Below are 18358 nucleotides of genomic sequence, written 5' to 3'. Positions count from 1 at the left end.
GGGAATTGTCGGCTCCCGCCCGTCTTGCGTACATGACGAGGGTCACGGTGGTACATGATGGCTCCGCTCTGTCGGCTCCCAGGCCGGTCGTTCCGGCACACAGGAGAGCGGTCCGCACAGCCCGTGTAACGGGTTCCGCGAAAGAGAATCCGGGAGGCCGGCGCCCGTCGCGTGAGTGACTCGCGCGAAACCCGGTCCCGCTCGGGCCGGGGACCGACGCACCGGAGGGCCCGCGGGCAGTCCGGCAGGCCGCCGGGTCTCCGGAGTGGGAACGAGCCGGGGCGAGGCGCCCGCGCGCCTGCCTGTCCCCGCGGAGTGGCCGACCGGACCGGCAGGAACCAGAACGTGCGTGCGGTACTGTCCCTGCCCCGGCCACAGGGCACGCGCGCGGACATCTCAGCCGGTGGCTGCGGCGCGCCCCGACAACCGGCTCCGAGGACGGGGAAAGGGGAGAGAACCGAATGAAGAGGGAGAATCTTCACGGGGTCGACGTCGTCACCGCGGCGCGGGACGGGGACCGACATGCTCGGGAACAGCTGGTGGCCGACTATCTGCCGCTGATCTACAACATCGTGGGACGCGCGCTGGACGGCCACGCCGACGTGGACGACGTCGTCCAGGACACGATGCTCCGGGTACTCCACGGCATCGGCGGGCTGCGGGAGCCGTCGCGCTTCCGCTCCTGGATGGTCGCCATAGCAGTGAACGAGATACGTCACCGCTGGCACGGCAGGCAGCGCGTCGCTGCAACCTCGCTCGAGTCCGTCCCCGAAGGCGTCGACCGCGGACCCGATTTCGTCGACTTGACCATTCTTCAGCTCGAGCTCTCGGGGCAGCGCCGGGAGGTGGCCGAAGCGACCCGGTGGCTCGACGAGAACGACCGGGAGGTCCTGGCCCTGTGGTGGGAGGAAGCCGCCGGTCGACTCACCCGGGACGAGCTGGCAACGGCCCTGGACGTGACTCCCCAACACGCCGGCGTGCGTGTGCAGCGGATGAAGGAGCGGCTGGAGGTGAGCCGGGTCGTCGTTCGCGCCGTCGGCTCCCGCGCCCGCTGCGTGGAACTGGGAGAGATCACCGCGGGCTGGGACGGTAGGCCGTCGTCCGTATGGCGCAAGAGGATCGCCAGGCACGCACGTACCTGCCCCGTGTGCTCCACGCACTGGGCGGACCTCGTGCCGCCACAGGGACTGCTGGCGGGTGCGGCGATGGTGGTACCCCTGGACGGCTACCCCGCCGTTCCGCCCCCCTCGTACGGCCCGGACGGCCATGCCGATCCCGTCGGCACCACCGAGCCCTCGGGCGCCGCAAGCGGGGTGAACGGCTCGCCGGGCACGGTGACCGGAGGCGAGGGGGCGGGAGGGACCGGTGGGGGATGGCCCGTCGTCGGCGCCGCGGGCGGCGGAGCGGTGGCCGGTGCGCTGCTGCTCGCTCTGCTGTGGCCCGGCCCGGAACAGGCGCCCGAGCCCAGGGCCGTCCGCACGACGATCACGTCCCCCACTCCGTCGGCATCCCCACCCACGCCCACGCAGACGCCCACTCCCACTCCCACGCCGACTCCCACGCCCGAACCCAGCCCCACCCCCGCAGCGGTGGAACCCGAGCAACGGCTCACCGAACTCGTCAACGTCCGCCGGGCACGGGCCGGCTGCGCACCGCTGAGGGTCGACCCGCGGCTCAGTGAGGCTGCCCGCAAGCACGCCGAGGACATGGTGGCCCGCGGCTACTTCGATCACGCGAACCCGGAGGGGCTGCGCGCGGACGAGCGGATCAGCGCCGCCGGGTACGACTGGAGCGCATGGGGCGAGAACCTGGACCGGGGCACCTCGGACCCGTCGGTCGTGGTGGAGGACTGGATGGACGGTTCGATCCATCAGGAGAACATGCTCGACTGTGAGTACCGCGACGTGGGCGTGGGTACGGCGAAGGGTCCCGACGGGACCGTGTGGGTGCAGGATCTCGCGCGACCCGCCTGAACCGGTCGGTGGCACGCGGCCCCTCGTCCCCCGACTGGAGGATGCGTCCCGCCGCCCGCGCCCCGGCGCCCCCTGGGAACCCGGCGGAGACGGGCCCACCCGTCGGAAGCCTCCCGGCGCTCGCCACGCAGAGCAGACCGATACACGACCCGCCGGGCACGCGTCGGCCACGGACGTGGTCAGCGGCTCGCCCCACGGTCGGGCGCAGGCCGGTGGGCGACGGAGCCGGTCCCGGAAGGGACGGACCGGCGCGCGCTACCCGGACCGGCGCCGCAGCATGAGGAGCACCACCGCTCCGGCCAGGAGCACACCACCGGCCGTGGCCATACCCACCGAGTGCCAGGGACGGGTACCGGTCGCGGCGAGTTCGTGCGCCTCCCGCCGGGCGGTGCCGTCATCGCCGGACCCGTCGCCGGGGGCCCGGGTCCGGGCCGCCTCCGGTTCGGCGGCGGACTCCGAGGGCCGGCCGGTGGGCTCGGGCGCGACGATGGCGAAGCGGTAGTCGTTGGACTCCCCCACCCAGTCCCCGTCCGCCCCCCGGCGCTGGACGACGGCGGCGTTCGCGACGACGGTGTCGGGGGTCGTGGTGCGGTCGGGGAAGGCGAGCCGTACCCGTACGGAGAACGTGCCACCGGCCGGCAGCGACAGGCCCGCGAACCCGCCCGAGCCCGCGCCGAAGGCGCCGACGGCCTCGCCCTGGTCCGTGTTCTCGATGGTGACGGTCCGCCACATCCGCGCGGCGCCGTCGAAGAACTCCAGCCGGACCCGGTCCGGCTGGATGGCCCGGCCCTGGCCTGCGAGCACGACCACGGGGTGGATGTTCAGACACGGCTGGGCCGTGGTGTTGGACAGTTCGACGGAGAACTCATGGGCGCCGCCGCCGGCACGGTACTCCTCCGGGCCCCGCACGATGCGGGTGGCGACCGGGAACTCGACCGCGTTCAGATCGCCGCAGGACGGCTGCTGCTGGAGGGGCGCTCCGCCGGGTGCCGCGGGCGATGCGGCGTTCGGCACACCGGACTGCGGCGCGTCTGGCTGCGGGACGGCGGGCTGCGGAACCGGTGGCACGGGCGCCGCCGCTTGGGGTGCCGTGGGTTGCCGGGCTGCCGGGGGCTGAGGCACGAGGGGCTGCGGCACGGTGGACGCGGGCGGCACCGGCTGGGGCGGGAGGCGCCTGGGCGGGGTACGCCGGACGGCCGGGGCGGACCGCGGTGGGGCGGGTTCCTGCCGGCCGGTGCGGGGCGGTACGGACTGGGAAGTGCCCGTACGGGGCGGCGTGGGAGGCGGTGCGGCCGTCCCCGGCGCCGACGGTGCGGGCCGCGGGGTCTGCGGGGCGTGCGCGAGGGCCGGTCCCGCCAGGACGACGGGGACGAGGGCGGCCGTGACGGCTCCGGCGGCGAGGGCGGTGCGCAGGCACATGGGGAACCTCAGCAGATCGCGGGCGTGGGCGGAGTCGGCAGCGACGCTGCCACGCGCGCGCCCGCCCGCCGGGTACCGACGCCACCTCGCGACCTGAAAATCACACCATTACGCCCGGTTGGCGGAACCCGTCGCCTCCATACGACCGAACAGCGGGGCCAGCACGAGCTGTGCCGCCCCCTCCGCCACGGGGTACGCGCCGGTCTCGGCCAGCGCGACGTGCACCGCCCCGTCGCCGACCACCGCGCGGACGCCCCGGACGAACGTCTCCACGTCGGCGAGGACCGTACGCCCACCGAGCAGCACCTGGTCGACGTCGAGCAGCCGTACGAGGTTGGCCGCCCCGATACCCAGGATCCGGGCCGCTTCGCCGAGTTCACCGCGCGCGACGGCCGCGAGGCACAGGACCTCGATGCAGCCGCGGTTGCCGCAGGGGCAGACCGGTCCGTCGAGCCGCACGACCTGGTGCCCGAACTCGCCGGCGCCGGTGCGCGCCCCCCGATGCACCGCCCCGCCGATCACGAGCCCGGCGCCCAGTCCCGTACCGAGGTGGAGATAGGCGAACGACCCCGGTGTGGCCGTGGCGCCGGGAGCGGGAGCGGAGGGGGCGGAGCCGCCGACGGCGGAGACGGGGCCCCCGTCCCTCGGGTCGGGCGCCGGACCGGAACCACCCCCGGGCCCCACCCCCGGCCGCTCCCGCAACGCGATTGCCAGTGCGGCCGCGTTGGTGTCCTTGTCCAGGACGACCAGCAGACCGAGTCGTTCCGCGAGCTCGTCGCGGAGCGGGACGCCCACCCACCCCGGCGCGCCGGTCACCCGGCCCGGGACCCCGCTCCAGTGGTCCAGCGGACCCGGCATGCCGACCCCGACGCCGAGCACCCGTTCCGGCGCGCCCGCCAGCAGCGCCCGTACCTCGCCGGTCGCCGCCGACATGACGTCGGGCACCGCACCAGCGAGGTCCAGCGCCCGGGTGCGGGACGCGACCACCGTGCCGGCGAGGTCGACGAGGACGGCCGTCAGCTCGTCGCGGTCCAGGTGGAGCCCCACGGCGTGCGCGGCGGACGGGACGAGGCGCAGGACCGTACGGGGCTTGCCGCCGGTGGACGCACGACGGCCCGCCTCGGTCGCCAGCCCGTCCGCCCGCAGCCTCGCCGTGATCTTGCTGACGGCCTGGGGCGTGAGTCCGGTGCGCTCGGCCAGCTCCAGCCGGCTGATCCCGTCCTCGTCGGCCGCCCTCAGCAGATCCAGCACCAGCGCCGCGTTGTGGCTGCGCAGTACCGGAAGATTCGCACCCGCGTTGCTCCACTTCACCCCGCCATTGTGCGGTGCGCTTGCACTTTGGCAACAGCGTTGCTTAAGTGGGGCCCATGACTGGCAGCACTGGCACCGGCGCCGTGCCCGGGGACGCCTCCTCGGCCGGGACGCCCTTCCGTGTCGGACTCGTCGGCTACGGCCTGGCAGGTTCCGTCTTCCACGCCCCGCTCATCGCGGCCACCGAGGGCCTCGTCCTCGACACGATCGTGACGTCGAGCGAGGAGCGCCGGGAGCAGGCCCGTGCCGAGTTCCGCGACGTCCGCTTCGCGGCCACGGCCGAGGGGCTGTGGGAGCGCGCCGACGAGCTCGATCTGGTCGTCGTCGCGTCTCCCAACAAGACGCACGTCCCGGTCGCCACCACCGCCCTCGAGGCCGGGCTCCCCGTCGTCGTGGACAAGCCGATCGCCGGGACCGCCGCAGGGGCCCGGGCACTCGCCGACCTCGCGGAGAAGCGCGGCCTACTGCTGTCCGTCTTCCAGAACCGCCGCTGGGACAACGACTTCCTCACCCTCCGCCGTCTGCTCGAGGACGGCGAACTCGGTGAGGTCCAGCGCTTCGAGTCCCGGTTCGAGCGCTGGCGCCCGCAGCTCAAGGGCGGCTGGCGCGAGTCGGGCGACCCCGAGGAGATCGGCGGTCTCCTGTACGACCTGGGCAGCCACGTCGTGGACCAGGCCCTCGCCCTCTTCGGGCCGGCCGTGCGCGTGTACGCGGAGTCCGACGTACGCCGCCCGGGCGCCGAGACCGACGACGACACGTTCATCGCCGTCACGCACGCCGGAGGCGTGCGCTCGCACCTCTACGTGAGCGCCACGACCGCCCAGCTCGGCCCGCGCTTCCGGGTCCTGGGCTCGGCAGCCGGCTATGTGAAGTACGGCCTGGACCCGCAGGAGGCCGCGCTGCGCGAGGGGCACCGGCCGGAACCGGGCCTGCCGTGGGGCCGGGAACCGCAGGAGCTGTGGGGGCGCGTGGGCTCCGGCGAGTCGCCGCTGACGGGTGGCGGACACCCCGTCGAGACCCTGCCCGGCGACTACCCGGCGTACTACGCCGGCGTCGCCGCCGCCCTGCGCGACGGCACCGCCCCGCCGGTCACCGCGTACGAGGCGGCCGACGCCCTCGACGTCCTGGAGGCGGCCCGCCGCTCCGCCCGCGACGGCGTCACCGTGGAGGTCGGCGCATGAGCGGCGGCGGCACACAGCCCGGCTTCCCCGGCATGGACGTGCTCGAGGCGCAGGAAGAGCGTCTGACGCTGCGCCGGTTCACCCACGACGACGCCTGGGCCCTCGGCTCGGCGCCGGCCGAACTGGCGCGCGAGCGGCAGGCCCCGGTCGCGATCGACATCCGTCGCGGCGGACAGCAGCTGTTCCACTGCGCTCTCCCCGGGTCGTCGGCGGACAACGACGCCTGGATCGACCGCAAGCGGCGGGTCGTCGAGCGCTACGGCGAGAGCTCGCTCCTCGTCGGCAGCAGGTTCCGCGCCAAGGGCACGACGTTCGAGGAGTCGTCCCGGCTCGATCCCAACACGTACGCGGCGCACGGCGGATCGTTCCCGGTCCGCGTCGAGGGCGCCGGCGTCATCGGCACGATCACGGTCTCCGGCCTTCCGCAGGTCGAGGACCACGCGATGGTGGTGGAGGCACTGGAGCGCCTCCTCGCCCCCTGAGGACCCGCGGAGGGGGTGAATCCCCCGCACCCCCTCCGCGACCCTTTCCCTTCTCCTCCTCCTCGCCCCTGCCCGTGCGGCGCCTCCCCGGACGGCTCCCCCACCGTGCGGCCTACGCGTCCTTCAGCACCTGGCGCTGGCGTCCGAGCCCTTCGACCTCCAGCTCGACGACGTCACCGGCCCGCAGATACGGCTTGGGCTCCGGCTGCCCCATCGCCACACCGGCGGGCGTACCGGTGTTGATGACGTCCCCCGGGTACAGGGTCATGAACTGGCTGACGTACCGGACCACTTCGGCGACGGGGAAGATCTGGTCGGCGGTGGAGCCGTTCTGCTTCAGCTCACCGTTGACCCAGAGCTTCAGCGGCAGCGCCTGCGGGTCCGGCACCTCGTCCCGGGTCACCAGCCAGGGTCCCAGCGGGTTGAACGTCTCGCAGTTCTTGCCCTTGTCCCAGGTGCCGCCGCGCTCGATCTGGAACTCCCGCTCCGAGACGTCGTGCGCGACGGCGTAGCCGGCGATGTGCGCCAGCGCCTCCTCATGGGACTCCAGACAGCGCGCGGTACGCCCGACGACCACCGCGAGCTCGACCTCCCAGTCCGTCTTCTCGCTGTTGCGCGGCACGAGGACGGTGTCGTCGGGTCCGACGACCGTGTCCGACGCCTTGAGGAAGACGACGGGCTCGGCCGGGGCCGCCGCGCCGGTCTCCGCCGCGTGGTCGTGGTAGTTCAGCCCGATGCACACGACCTTGCCGACACGGGCGATCGGCGGGCCGATCCGCTCCCCGGCGGCGTCGAGCACCGGGAGCTCCCCGGCCTCCGCGGCCGACCGGATCCGGCCGAGCGCCTCCTCGTCGGCGAGCAGCGCCCCGTCGATGTCCGGCACCAGTCCGGACAGATCCCGCAGCGTCGTCCCGTCCCGGTCGAGCAGCGCAGGACGTTCCGAACCCGCTTTACCGACACGCAGCAGCTTCATCTCTGTTCTCCCTGTGGTCCCTGTCATCGAGGTGGCCCCGCTTGAGGAGTCCCCGCGTGCGGCGGAGGGGAAGGTGCGGCTCTTCGGAGGTTTGGCTGATCCTCCAAGAGAACAGGACAGCCCACAAGACCCTGTTCACAACCTGGACCGTTACCCGACGGTAGTCAGCGTCCCGGCAGCCGGGGCGTCCCGGTACAGGAACGCCCGCTCCACCGCGCTCCACGTCGTGCTGGTCACCACGTAGAGCGCCGCCGCCAGCGGCACCACGGCAACGGTGATCAGCGTCGCGAACGACATCAGCGGCAGCACCTTCGTCATCGCGCCCATCCCCGGCAGCGCCCGCTCCGGCCCGGCCGGACCCGCGGCCGTGAGCTGCCGCCCGGTCCGCACGTACGTGAACGTGGCCACGACGGCGACGATCCCGAACAGCACGAGGTACACCGACCCGGCCGGCCCGAACACCCCGCCCTGCGCGAGTGCGTCGGCCCACCGGCCGCCCAGCTCGGCACCGAACAGGCTGTGCCCGAGCAGTTCGTTCGCCTCCCCGCCGATCCGGGAGCTGGAGAACAGGTGGTACATGAGGAAGAACGCGGGCAGTTGCAGCAGTACGGGCAGACAGCCCGCCAGCGGCGAGACCTTCTCCCTCGTGTGCAGTTCCAGGACGGCACGCTGCAACCGCTCCGGGTCCTTGCCGTGCTTCCTGCGCAGCTCGGCCATCTGCGGCGCGAGCCGGGCCCGTTCCTTCTGCCCCCGCGCCGCCGCGCGGGACAACGGGTGGACGGCCAGCCGAACCAGCACGGTGAACAGCACGATCGCCGCGGCGGCGGCGGAAGCGTGGAACAGCGGCTGGACCAGGTCGGCGAGGAGGCCGACCAGGGAAGCGAACAGGGACGTGAGTGCGGACATGGAGGCCCTCCGGGTCTCGTCGTGCCGGGAAGTACTGATATGTCGGCATGACGACCCGCGAAGGGACACACGCCCCCCGAGGGGGCACGCGTGAGAAAGGTCAGGGCGAGGTGGCGTCCCTACGCGGCCGTCGTCGAGGGACGACCGGGAGCCCTGGGCCGGCAGCGGCCCGCGGAGTCGGGATCGCGCTGCGGCAGGAACGCCGTGCGCTGCTCGCGATCACGCAGCGCGGTACGTATGCGGGTGGGCGGCACCCGCGGCACCGACCGCGAGAGGACCAGCGCACAGGCGACGAGCGCGGCGCCGGCCGCCGCGGTGGCGGCGAGGGCCACGGCGGTGGAGAGTCCGATGCCCTCGGCGACGAAGACCTCGACGAGGATGAAGAGCAGCAGCGCGAGCGGCCTCAGCACACGCCAGGTCTGACCGGCCATGCGTGCCCCTCCCTTGCGTTCCCGCCCCGCTCGCCGCGGTGGCTGTGCGGCCGTACGACTGATACGACCCTCCATTCGTTATACACGAGCGGAATGCCCTCGGGGTTCCCTGTGGAAAACCTCGACGACGCACCTCACATCCGGCCCTCGGAAAGACCGGCGACGGGCGCGGCCTTCCCCGGGCGCCCACGTCCGGCCGGGCCAGGCCGCGAGGCGCGGCGCGGCGCGTGGATCACCGGGGCCGCACGGCGGCGAGCTTTCCCCACACCACCAGCCGGAACTCGGACGTGTACTCGGGCGTGCACGTCGTCAGCGTCACGTAACGGCCGGGCTCGCCGTACCCGTAACCGGGCCGGACCGCGCTCCGCGGCACGGCCGCGATCACCCCGCCGTCGCTCGCGGACGTCTGCGGCAGCTGCTTGTCCACGACGTAGGTGAAGACACCGGTGCGGGTCTCCACCTCGATCCGGTCGCCCTTGCGCAGCCGGTTGATGTACCGGAACGGCTCGCCATGGGTGTTGCGGTGCCCCGCGACCGCGAAATTTCCCGCCTGCCCGGGCTGCGCCGTCCGCGGATAGTGCCCGACGTACCCCTTGTCCAGCACGCCCCGCCTGGCGACGCCCCGCGCGACGGGCGCGACGACGCCGAGCCGCGGGATGCGCAGCACGGCGTACGCCTGGTCCCAGCGGGGCACCGCCTCCCCGGGACCCCTCCCGGCGCCGGCGCCCGGCGCACCCCGGTCCGGTGCGTCCTGCCCCGCACCGGCGGCCGGACCCGTGCCGTCGCCCGACCCGGCCCCGGCATCCGGCCCGGGCGTCCGCACCCACTCCCGCTCCAGCGCCTCGACCTGCCGTGCGGCGCCCTCCTTGGCCTGCTGGTTGGTCCACCAGAGCTGGTGCACGACGAGCAGGAGCACCACGACGCCCAGCGTCACGGTGATCTCGGCCCCGGCCCAGAGCGCGCGGGCGAGCCCGGCCCGGGCACCCGCCCGGCCCGCCCGTGTCCGCCGCCCCTGTACGACCACAGGTATCCGCCCGGCTCCCCGCCGCGGCCTCCGCTCCCGCACGGGGCGCACGATAGGGGCAGCCCCTCCAAGTCACCAGGCCCCTGCGAAGCCCCGTACAGCAGTACGGTGTGCTGCATGCGCCCCGACACGCCTGCCGACCACACCGCCGAAGCCGAGCGCCTGCTGCGCACAGCGGAGCAGTACCCGGAGGACCGTGAACCGCTGCTGCTCCAGGCCGCGGCACATCTGGAGCTCTCCGGCGACCGGGCCCGCGCGAGCGGCCTGTACGACAGCCTCCTCGCCGACGATCCGGACAACTCGCACCTGATCAAGGCGCTCCAGGCGGCCAACCTGTGGGAGTACGGCCACGAGGCGGAGGCACGCACGCTCATCGACGGCATCCGATCGGCGGCACCGGACGACGCGGCACCGTGGGAGATCGTCGCCGAGACGCTGGAGGCCCACGACGAACTCGAGGCGGCCCACTCCACCTTCACCGAGGCGGTCACCCGGCTCATCGCCCCGGACGAGGAGACCTCCTACTCGACCCAGTCCCTCCTGACGGGCCGCCACCGCGTGCGCCGCCTCCTGGCGCTGCCCCACGACGACTGGGACACCCTCGCCGACCGCCTCCACGCAGCGGCCGTCCCCCTGGACGAGCTCCACGACCCCAAGCGCCTGTGGGCCCTCGGCTCCTCGGACCCCGCGGAACTCCGTGCCGAGATCGACCGTCTCCGCTCCGAGCTGGGCACCTACCGGGCCGCCCTGTCCCGCCCCTTCCCGGTCGCGGTCCTCCACTGGCCGGCCCCCGAACTGGCCGAACTCCTCGGCACCTACCCCTCGCTGGCCTCGGAGTACCCGACCCACGACGCCCATCTCACCGCCATCGAGTCCGCCCTCCGCGACCTCGCGGCAACGGGCACGGGCAACCTCGGCATCGTCACCGGCACGGTCCCCTCCTACGAGGCCTTCGCCGCTTCGGAGGCCACCTCCCCCGCGGACGCCTCGCTCCTCCCCCAGTACGCCACGACACTGGCCGCCCGCGGCAAGGCGACGCCATGGCCCCCGACGAAGGGGGCACTGTGCTGGTGCGGGTCGAGGGCGGCGTACGGGGGGTGCCACGGGGTGGCCAGGCCCTGATCCCATGTCGGCGGTATCACTGGAAGGGAGCGCAGGGGAGGGAATCGGGTGACGAGGCCGGTGAACGCCGAGCAGCCGGTTGCCGGGCTCTACGAGCAGTTGATCACCTTGAGGCTGAAGAACCGGCTCAAGGACCTGGAAGCGGACGGCCGGTGGCAGGCGATCGACGACATCGTGGGGCCCGAGTCATCCCCCCACGTCATCGCTCGTCACGTGGCGGAGACGACCAGACTGGTGCTGGAACGGCTACCCGCAGCAGATCGGGTGCACGCGGCGAACCACATCCTCGAAGCGATGAACACCGTGGACGGGGCTCGCGAATGGGTCGACCTCGTCGCCGACGGCCCCCGGCAGTTGCTCGCGGTCGCCGAGAGGAATGCCGAGGGGGCGTACACCGTCCGCCCGGCGACGCCCCTGTCCGACACGGCACTCATCACCAACTCCCCCGAAGACCCGAGCCTCGGTTTCGAGTTGCGGGCCGAGCTGGCGACTGCTGACGGCGTCGACCTGCTCTGCGCCTTCGTGAAGTGGCACGGACTTCGCGTCATCGAGCGCTCCCTGGAAGCCGCGCATGCTCGCGGCGTACCCATTCGCGTCCTCACGACCACCTACATCGGCGCCACCGAACGGCGTGCTCTGGACAAGCTGGTTCGGAAGTTCGACGCCCAGATCAAGGTCAACTACGAGCTGCGCTCCACCCGCCTCCACGCCAAAGCCTGGCTCTTCCACCGGAACAGCGGCTACGACACGGCATATGTGGGCAGTTCCAACTTGTCGAAGGCCGCGCTCCTCGACGGGCTGGAGTGGAACGTCCGGCTCTCCTCCGTCGCCACCCCGGACGTACTGCGCAAGTTCGAGGCGACCTTCGACTCCTATTGGAGCGATTCGGCGTTCGAGCCGTACGACCCCGTTCGCGACGCCACGCGTCTCGACGACGCGCTCCGGCAGGCGGGCCGCGGAACCCGCAGCGCGGAGGACCGCCATCTCACACTCTCCGGGCTGGAGGTACGCCCCTACCCGCACCAACGGGACATGCTGGAACGCCTTGAAGTGGAGCGGGAACTCCACGGACGCAACCGCAACCTCCTGGTTGCCGCGACCGGCACCGGCAAGACGGTCATGGCTGCCCTGGACTTCAAGCGCCTGCGGGAGAAGTACGGACCAGATCTGCGACTTCTCTTCGTCGCTCATCGTCAAGAGATTCTCAGGCAGTCGCTCCGCACGTACCAGGACGTGCTCGTCGATGCGAACTTCGGGGAGGAACTGCACGGCAACCTCGTTCCCCGCGATTGGAACCACGTCTTCGCCAGCGTTCAGTCCCTCAGCACACGGCATCTCGGGCACTTCCCACCGGACCACTTCGACGTCATCGTCATCGACGAGTTCCACCACGGGGTGTCGCCGACCTATCGGAGGGTCATCGACTACTTCACTCCTCGCCAACTGCTCGGCTTGACCGCGACGCCGGAGCGGATGGACGGACACAACGTCCAGGACGAGTTCTTCGACGGCCGCATCGCGGCTGAGATGAGGTTGTGGGAGGCGCTGGAGAATGAACTGCTCAGCCCCTTCCACTACTTCGGCGTGACCGACAGCACCGATTTGAGCACCGTTGCGTGGAAGCGCGGCTCGTACGACCTCTCGGAGCTGAGCAACCTCTTCACCGGTAACGATGCTCGAGCACGCCTCGTGGTAAAGGCCGTCATGGACAAGATCTCGGACCCGGCGTCCATGCGCGCCCTGGGGTTCTGCGTGTCGGTGTCCCACGCCCGCTTCATGGCCGACTTCTTCTCTCGTGCCGGCCTCAAGGCCGTTGCGCTGTCGGGCGAGTCGCCCCGAAGCTCCCGAAAGGCCGCGCTGGACTCGCTGAAGTCCGGAGGACTGCAGGTCATTTTCTCGGTCGACCTCTTCAACGAGGGCCTGGACATCCCGGATGTCGACACGCTCCTCCTCTTGCGCCCCACATCAAGCGCAACGGTGTTCCTGCAGCAGCTCGGGCGGGGACTTCGCCGAACCGAGAGCAAAGCCGTGCTGACCATTCTCGACTTCATCGGCCAGCACCGCAAGGAGTTCCGTTTCGAGCAGCAGTTCCAGGCGTTGACCAATCTGACGCGCAACCGCCTACTTACCAGTATCGAGCGCGAATTCCCGATCCTCCCCTCCGGCTGCCAGATCATCCTCGAGCAGAAGGCCAGGGACATCGTCATCGGCAACATCCGCAGCCAGATCAGCGTCAACGTCACACAACTGGCACGTGAAGTCAGACAGTATGCCGAACCCCGCCTCTCCGACTACCTCAAGCAGAGCGGCCGCGGCATCAACGAGCTCTACAGAGGAAACGGAAACTCCTGGACGGGACTCCTGCGCCGCGCCGATCTCCTCTCCACGTCTGCGACCGAGGAGGAGAACGCACTCCTCAGAAGGGTGCCCGCGTTCCTTCACATCGACGACCCACACCGTGTCGCGGCGTATACGAGCCTCCTCGGGGACGACGCCCCGCCGTACGACGAGCTTGACGACCTCGGCCAGGCATACGCGCGCATGTTCTTCTTCTCACTCTGGCCCCTCGGGGGCTTCCGCACGTACCAGGAGGCCTTCGACTCACTGCGGCCATCCCATGGCTTTCGAAGCGAACTCCGCCAGGTCCTGGCCTACGCCCTCGAACAGGCGGACCACGTCCCCGTTCCCCTCCTCGGCGACCTCGGCGACCTCCCCCTCACGGTGCACGCTTCCTACAGCCGCGAGGAGATCCTGCCTGCCCTGGGCCAGTCGCACATAGGGGGCTTCATGCCAGGCCACTTCCGCGAGGGCGTCAAGTGGTGCGGGAGCGCACGAACCGACGCCCTGCTGATCACACTGGAAAAGGACGAGAAGGACTTCTCCCCCCGGACCCGCTACCGGGACTACGCCCTGAACGAGTCCCTCTTCCACTGGGAGTCCCAGAACCAGACCTCGGAGACCTCCCCCACCGGCATTCGCTATCGGACGCACAAGGAGCTGGGAAGCCACGTCCTCCTCTTCGTCCGCCGCTACAGGAAGACGGATATCGGCGGACCTCAGCCCTGGCTGCTCCTCGGCCCTGCGGACTACGTGACGCACAAAGGAAGCAGGCCGATGGGCATCACGTGGAGGCTTCGGCATCAGATGCCCGCCGACGTCTGGACTTACTCGGCCATCGCCGCGAACTGACCCGCGGCAGGCGCTGCGCACGACAGACGCCTTCCGGGGTCGCTCATGGCGGCCCCGCGGGCCTCCCGGCGCCTCCCCACCCCTCGACCAGCCGAGAGCGGCGGGGTGCACGTTCCGCTCTGTGCGGTTGTTACGTCTGTAAGTGGTGGGTCCCCCGGTGCGGTCGTAGCGTCGATACAGGAGCAACCGTTCGAAGGAGGTCGGGAGCGCCTGTCGGGATGCGCCGTGGGGTGCGGGGCCGCACTGCGCGGTAGGGGTGCGTGGGGACGGTGGGCCGGGTGGCTCGGGGAGAGACGGCTGGGAGCACACATGCAGACACACAAGCTGAGGACCGCGGCCATGATCTTCGCCGCGATACCGCTCGCAGTAGGCCTTGTACCGGCGACCGCCTCGGCGTCCCCCTCCGCGGCGGCACAGCCCGGTGACGAGGTCGTGGTCGTGGACTGCTTCATGAAGGCGCAGGTGCGCCCGAGCGAGTTCCTGATCGCCTGCGGGGACGGCAACAGCGGGCTGACCGAGCTCAAGTGGTCGTCGTGGGGTCCGACGTCCGCCGTGGCCACGGGGCTGAACGTGGTCAACGACTGCAAGCCCTACTGCGCCGCGGGCACGTTCCGCTCGTACCCGGTGAACGTCAGGTTCGAGCGCCCGGAGGCATGGGAGAAGAACCCCGATCAGCAGCGGTACGGGCAGCTCCACCTCAGCTTCCCCGGCAGCAGGCCCGAGCACCTGCCGCCCGAGGTGACGTACAAGCTGTGGGACTGACGGTCACCGGGGCCCGCCACCGACGGGCCCGATCGCGTGGCCGCATCCGTGCCGCCGCGCGCGACGCGTCGCCGCCGGGCGCGGCCCACCGGCTCGTACGATCCGGAGGCATGGTGCGAAAGCGCGTAGTGGTCTCCGGGGTGGTCCAGGGCGTCTTCTACCGGGACACGTGCAGGCGGGTGGCCGAGGAACACGGGGTTTCCGGCTGGGTGCGGAACCTGACCGACGGACGGGTCGAGGCCGTGTTCGAGGGAGGTCCCGACGTCGTCGAGACGCTCGTGCGGTGGGCACGGGTAGGGCCTCCGTCCGCCGATGTGCGCGCGGTGGAGGTGAGCGACGAGGAATCCGAGGGGCTCGTGGGGGTCGAGGTACGGCACAGCTCCAGCGGCGGCGCCTGACGCTCCCGGCCCTGACCCTCCCNTGACCGACGGACGGGTCGAGGCCGTGTTCGAGGGAGGTCCCGACGTCGTCGAGACGCTCGTGCGGTGGGCACGGGTAGGGCCTCCGTCCGCCGATGTGCGCGCGGTGGAGGTGAGCGACGAGGAATCCGAGGGGCTCGTGGGGTTCGAGGTACGGCACAGCTCCAGCGGCGGCGCCTGACGCTCCCGGCCCTGACCCTCCCGGCGGGCCGCTACCGGGGGCCACCGCGAGGCGGGTCCCCACTCGGCGGTCACGTCACGCGCCGGTGGCCGGGGAGTTGCTCCCCGGCCACCGGCGCGTGGTGTCGGCCCGCCGCCGGATTGCGGGGCCGGTGCGGACCGCCCGCCGTCACATACCGATGTTCGCCGGCCGGTGGGTGTGGCTCTCGACGTCGGCCGCCGCACGGCCGACGAGTTCATGAGCCAGTTCGGAGCAGGCGCGGGCCGCCGCCAGTTCCTCGCCTATCTTCGCGTCCGGGCTGTCGCCCGGATTGCGTCGCGCTATGCCCTTGCCCTCGACGCCGGGAGCGTTTGGACCGCTGAGAGAGGCCTTGCAGGCCGTCCGCGTTCCGTCCTCCTCGAACGACAAGTCGATGTTCCAGTGCTGCGTCGTCATGACGGGTCACCTTCGCCGTACGGTTACGTCGGCCCCGTCCACCGCGGGGCACTGTGCTGGTCAGGTGCGGGGGTGTGCCCGCTCCACCAGGTCCTTGAACTGGTGGAGGTCCGCCCGGACGGTCCTCTCGATCGCGGACGACTGGGCAAATCCCCGGGGCCCCCCGAACGCGTCGTGCGCCTCCGCGGGGTCGTACTCCATGCGTAGCTGCATCCTCGTGTGGGTCGCGTCGATCGGGAGGAGCGAGACGGAGCCGCTGAGGTGCGGGGTCTCCGTCGTCCTCCAGGTCATCGTCTGATTCGGACGGAGATCGTCCGTGGCGGCGTCGAGCCCGAAGGCCCGTCCCGCCGCGGTCTCCACATCCATGTGGACGCCGGAGGCTCCCTCGCGCCGGGCCTCCCGCACGCCTCCGACGAACTGCGGATAGTCCTCGACCTGGTGCAGGTGGTTCCAGACCACGTCACCAGGCGCCGTGATGTCGATCTGTTCTTCGAGAGTGGGCATGACGGTCTCCTGCCTCTCCCTCCAGGGTGCGTTCCGTGGCGCCTCACCGCAACGGATCCGGCGCGGTGCGCGGCCCGGCCGGGGGCGTCTCCCCCCACCGGCCGTGGACGGCCGGCCGGTGGGGAACGGGGTCTTCGACGGCGGCGGCGCGTACGCCCGTTCTCGCTCCGCCAGGAAAGTGGGCGCCCGGCCCGCGGTGTTCACCGCGGCCGGCGGCATGGCTCCGGCGTCCTGGACCGTCACCCGCCCGGCCGGCTGAACGCGTCGTTCGGGCGAGCCGGCCGCCCGGAACCGGGGACAGGCCGGAAGCAGCCCCGAAGACATGGCCGAAAGCGGCCCCGAAGAACGTTGAACGGGGGCGGTGGCCCGTCCGTACTCATAGGCAACTCCCCCATGGTGGCTGGGTGCGTAACCGGCGGACGGAGTCCGGTTACGCACCCAGCACTTTCTCCACGACCCTCCCCCGCGACCTTCTCCGGGTGTGCGGCGCGGGGCGCCCCGTCGCACGCTCGCGGCCCCGCGTCGGCTCATCCGCCGAGCGTGTGCGCCACGGTGTAGATCAGCAGACCGGCGAGCGCACCGACGACCGTGCCGTTGATCCGGATGAACTGCAGGTCACGACCGATGTGCGCCTCGATCTTGCGCGAGGTGTGCTCGGCGTCCCAGCTCGCGACCGTGTCGCTGATCAGGGACGTGATCTCCTCGCGGTACGTCGTCACCACGTACACCGCGGTGTTCTCGATCCAGCCCTCCAGCTTGTGCTGAAGCCTGCCGTCCGTCGCCAGCCGGGCGCCGAGGGACATCAGGGAGGCACGGGCCCTCAGCCGCAGTTCACTGCGCTCGTCCTCCGCCGCAGAGATGATCATGGCGCGCACGGACGCCCATGCCGACGCGATGACGTCCTGCACCTCGGGACGGGAGAGCATGTCGGACTTCATGCGCTCCACCCGCGTGCGGGTGCCCGTGTCCGCCTGGAGGTCGGAGGCGAAGTCGGCGAGGAACCGGTCGATCGCGGCGCGCGCGGGGTGGTTGGGGGCGTCACGCATCTCGGTGACGAACCGGACCAGTTCCTTGTAGACCCGCTCGCCGACCTTCCGGTCGACGAAGCGCGGCGTCCAGCCCGGTGCTCCGCCCTGGACGGCGTCCATGACGGAATCTCCGTGGGTGATCAGCCAGCTCTGGGCACTGGCGCAGACCAGGTCCACCGCACGGTGGTGGGCACCGTCGGCGACGATCTTGTCGAGGGTCTTGCCGATGCCCGGCGCGATCTCGACGGTCTCCGCTCGCCGGGTGATGGCCTCGCCGACGACGGCCTGGACGTCGGAGTCCCGCAGGACGGCGAGCGCGCCGCGCAGGGCGGTGGACAGTTCGGCGGTGACGCGGTCGGCGTGTGCGGGCTCGGCGAGCCAGGTGCCGAGCCGGCCACCGAGGGAGAGTCCGCGCAGTCTGGCCCGTACGACGTCCTCGGAGAGGAAGTTCTCCCCGACGAAGGTCCCGAGGGAGGCGCCGAGCTGGTCCTTCTTGTTGGGAATGATCGCGGTGTGCGGGATGGGGATGCCCAGGGGGTGCCGGAACAGTGCGGTGACCGCGAACCAGTCGGCCAGGGCGCCGACCATCCCCGCCTCGGCTGCCGCGGCCACGTAGCCGGGCCAGCCCTCGATGCCGGAGTTCCGGGCCCAGGTGGCGAGCGTGAAGATCACCGCCACGAGGAGCAGCAGACCCGTGGCCGTGGCCTTCATCCGGCGTACCCCGCGGCGCTTCTCCTCGTCGGCGGCGGTGTACGCGAAGGAGGCGAGCGGTGCCGGTCGCGGTCGGCGGGCGCGGCCGGTCGCGGTCCCGTCGGCCGCGGCGCCTGACCGGCCGCCCCCGCCCGGCTCGTCGGGTTCCGGTCCGTCGCCGCTGCCGCCGCAGGGTCCTTGTCGGGACCCGTCGCGCACCGCCTCGCCGGTCGCCATGGGGCGGCGCCGCGCACCGTCGGCGTCGTCACGGCCGCCCCCGTCGCGCCCCTCGTCACCCGCTCGGCCCAGCGCCCCCTCACGTCCGGCG

At 71.9% G+C, this 18358-nt stretch carries 17 protein-coding genes; 8 read left to right on the top strand and 9 right to left on the bottom strand.

Annotation, left to right across the window (positions count from 1 at the left end; genetic code table 11):
* Window positions 1-461: 461 nt before the first annotated feature.
* Window positions 462-1973 (top strand): sigma-70 family RNA polymerase sigma factor, encoded by a 1512-nt coding sequence (locus QMZ92_RS33510; RefSeq protein ID WP_283301360.1) that lies wholly within the window; start codon window positions 462-464, stop codon window positions 1971-1973.
* Between the two features lie 255 nt (window positions 1974-2228).
* Here the strand turns inward: QMZ92_RS33510 and QMZ92_RS33505 are convergent, their stop codons facing one another.
* A complete protein-coding gene (locus QMZ92_RS33505) occupies window positions 2229-2987 on the bottom strand; it encodes a hypothetical protein (RefSeq protein ID WP_283301358.1) in 759 nt (252 codons plus the stop codon).
* Window positions 2988-3500: 513 nt separating this feature from the next.
* On the bottom strand, window positions 3501-4703 hold the full coding sequence (locus tag QMZ92_RS33500) for an ROK family transcriptional regulator (RefSeq protein ID WP_283301356.1): 1203 nt from the start codon (window positions 4701-4703) through the stop codon (window positions 3501-3503).
* A 56-nt stretch (window positions 4704-4759) separates the two neighbouring features.
* Here QMZ92_RS33500 and QMZ92_RS33495 point away from each other — a divergent pair, with 56 nt between their 5' ends.
* Together QMZ92_RS33495 and QMZ92_RS33490 are read left to right on the top strand one after the other, a co-directional pair.
* Window positions 4760-5884, top strand: a complete 1125-nt coding sequence (locus QMZ92_RS33495) for a Gfo/Idh/MocA family protein (RefSeq protein ID WP_283301354.1) — start codon at window positions 4760-4762, stop codon at window positions 5882-5884.
* Window positions 5881-6366, top strand: coding sequence for a heme-degrading domain-containing protein (locus tag QMZ92_RS33490; RefSeq protein ID WP_283301353.1), 486 nt, complete (start codon window positions 5881-5883; stop codon window positions 6364-6366). Before QMZ92_RS33495 ends, QMZ92_RS33490 begins: the two co-directional genes overlap by 4 nt.
* Window positions 6367-6478: 112 nt before the next feature.
* Here the strand turns inward: QMZ92_RS33490 and QMZ92_RS33485 are convergent, their stop codons facing one another.
* From QMZ92_RS33485 to QMZ92_RS33470, 4 genes are all read right to left on the bottom strand, one after another.
* Entirely contained in the window at window positions 6479-7339 is an 861-nt protein-coding gene (locus tag QMZ92_RS33485) for a fumarylacetoacetate hydrolase family protein (RefSeq protein WP_283301351.1), read from the bottom strand.
* A 150-nt stretch (window positions 7340-7489) separates the two neighbouring features.
* Window positions 7490-8245 carry a YidC/Oxa1 family membrane protein insertase gene (locus QMZ92_RS33480; protein WP_283301349.1) on the bottom strand — a complete coding sequence of 252 codons (756 nt, stop codon included), beginning with the start codon at window positions 8243-8245 and terminating at the stop codon, window positions 7490-7492.
* A gap of 119 nt (window positions 8246-8364) precedes the next feature.
* Window positions 8365-8676, bottom strand: coding sequence for a DUF6412 domain-containing protein (locus QMZ92_RS33475; protein WP_283301347.1), 312 nt, complete (start codon window positions 8674-8676; stop codon window positions 8365-8367).
* A gap of 232 nt (window positions 8677-8908) precedes the next feature.
* A complete protein-coding gene (locus QMZ92_RS33470) occupies window positions 8909-9700 on the bottom strand; it encodes a class E sortase (RefSeq protein ID WP_283301345.1) in 792 nt (263 codons plus the stop codon).
* Between the two features lie 117 nt (window positions 9701-9817).
* On the opposite strand from QMZ92_RS33470, the gene QMZ92_RS33465 reads away from it, so the two are divergent.
* From QMZ92_RS33465 to QMZ92_RS33445, 5 genes are all read left to right on the top strand, one after another.
* Entirely contained in the window at window positions 9818-10822 is a 1005-nt protein-coding gene (locus QMZ92_RS33465; RefSeq protein ID WP_283301343.1) for a tetratricopeptide repeat protein, read from the top strand.
* 48 nt (window positions 10823-10870) lie between these two features.
* Window positions 10871-14011, top strand: a complete 3141-nt coding sequence (locus QMZ92_RS33460; RefSeq protein WP_283301341.1) for a DEAD/DEAH box helicase — start codon at window positions 10871-10873, stop codon at window positions 14009-14011.
* Between the two features lie 309 nt (window positions 14012-14320).
* Entirely contained in the window at window positions 14321-14773 is a 453-nt protein-coding gene (locus tag QMZ92_RS33455; RefSeq protein WP_283301339.1) for a hypothetical protein, read from the top strand.
* 110 nt (window positions 14774-14883) lie between these two features.
* On the top strand, window positions 14884-15171 hold the full coding sequence (locus tag QMZ92_RS33450) for an acylphosphatase (protein ID WP_283301337.1): 288 nt from the start codon (window positions 14884-14886) through the stop codon (window positions 15169-15171).
* Between the two features lie 22 nt (window positions 15172-15193).
* Window positions 15194-15373: an acylphosphatase gene (locus QMZ92_RS33445; RefSeq protein WP_502962197.1), complete on the top strand. Its 180-nt coding sequence runs from the start codon at window positions 15194-15196 to the stop codon at window positions 15371-15373.
* Window positions 15374-15541: 168 nt separating this feature from the next.
* Here QMZ92_RS33445 and QMZ92_RS33440 read toward each other — a convergent pair whose 3' ends face one another.
* From QMZ92_RS33440 to QMZ92_RS33430, 3 genes are all read right to left on the bottom strand, one after another.
* Window positions 15542-15808 (bottom strand): DUF1876 domain-containing protein, encoded by a 267-nt coding sequence (locus tag QMZ92_RS33440; protein WP_283301333.1) that lies wholly within the window; start codon window positions 15806-15808, stop codon window positions 15542-15544.
* 60 nt (window positions 15809-15868) lie between these two features.
* Window positions 15869-16312 carry an SRPBCC family protein gene (locus tag QMZ92_RS33435; RefSeq protein ID WP_269730196.1) on the bottom strand — a complete coding sequence of 148 codons (444 nt, stop codon included), beginning with the start codon at window positions 16310-16312 and terminating at the stop codon, window positions 15869-15871.
* Window positions 16313-16839: 527 nt separating this feature from the next.
* Window positions 16840-18267 (bottom strand): DUF445 domain-containing protein, encoded by a 1428-nt coding sequence (locus tag QMZ92_RS33430; RefSeq protein WP_283301385.1) that lies wholly within the window; start codon window positions 18265-18267, stop codon window positions 16840-16842.
* Window positions 18268-18358 lie beyond the last annotated feature (91 nt).

Origin of the sequence: Streptomyces sp. HNM0645 (genome assembly GCF_030056615.1) — a bacterium.
Lineage (GTDB): Bacteria > Actinomycetota > Actinomycetes > Streptomycetales > Streptomycetaceae > Streptomyces > Streptomyces marianii.
Note: the sequence above shows the minus strand (reverse complement) of the source record. Positions and strands in the feature narration are given on the sequence as shown.

What these genes read in the sequence shown, in the direction of transcription:
- QMZ92_RS33510 (WP_283301360.1), top strand. Translation starts at nt 462, where the DNA reads ATGAAGAGGGAGAATCTTCACGGGGTCGACGTCGTCACCGCGGCGCGG.
- QMZ92_RS33495 (WP_283301354.1), top strand. Translation starts at nt 4,760, where the DNA reads ATGACTGGCAGCACTGGCACCGGCGCCGTGCCCGGGGACGCCTCCTCG.
- QMZ92_RS33490 (WP_283301353.1), top strand. Translation starts at nt 5,881, where the DNA reads ATGAGCGGCGGCGGCACACAGCCCGGCTTCCCCGGCATGGACGTGCTC.
- QMZ92_RS33485 (WP_283301351.1), bottom strand. Translation starts at nt 7,339, where the DNA reads ATGAAGCTGCTGCGTGTCGGTAAAGCGGGTTCGGAACGTCCTGCGCTG.
- QMZ92_RS33480 (WP_283301349.1), bottom strand. Translation starts at nt 8,245, where the DNA reads ATGTCCGCACTCACGTCCCTGTTCGCTTCCCTGGTCGGCCTCCTCGCC.
- QMZ92_RS33475 (WP_283301347.1), bottom strand. Translation starts at nt 8,676, where the DNA reads ATGGCCGGTCAGACCTGGCGTGTGCTGAGGCCGCTCGCGCTGCTGCTC.
- QMZ92_RS33465 (WP_283301343.1), top strand. Translation starts at nt 9,818, where the DNA reads ATGCGCCCCGACACGCCTGCCGACCACACCGCCGAAGCCGAGCGCCTG.
- QMZ92_RS33455 (WP_283301339.1), top strand. Translation starts at nt 14,321, where the DNA reads ATGCAGACACACAAGCTGAGGACCGCGGCCATGATCTTCGCCGCGATA.
- QMZ92_RS33450 (WP_283301337.1), top strand. Translation starts at nt 14,884, where the DNA reads ATGGTGCGAAAGCGCGTAGTGGTCTCCGGGGTGGTCCAGGGCGTCTTC.
- QMZ92_RS33440 (WP_283301333.1), bottom strand. Translation starts at nt 15,808, where the DNA reads ATGACGACGCAGCACTGGAACATCGACTTGTCGTTCGAGGAGGACGGA.
- QMZ92_RS33435 (WP_269730196.1), bottom strand. Translation starts at nt 16,312, where the DNA reads ATGCCCACTCTCGAAGAACAGATCGACATCACGGCGCCTGGTGACGTG.
- QMZ92_RS33430 (WP_283301385.1), bottom strand. Translation starts at nt 18,267, where the DNA reads ATGGCGACCGGCGAGGCGGTGCGCGACGGGTCCCGACAAGGACCCTGC.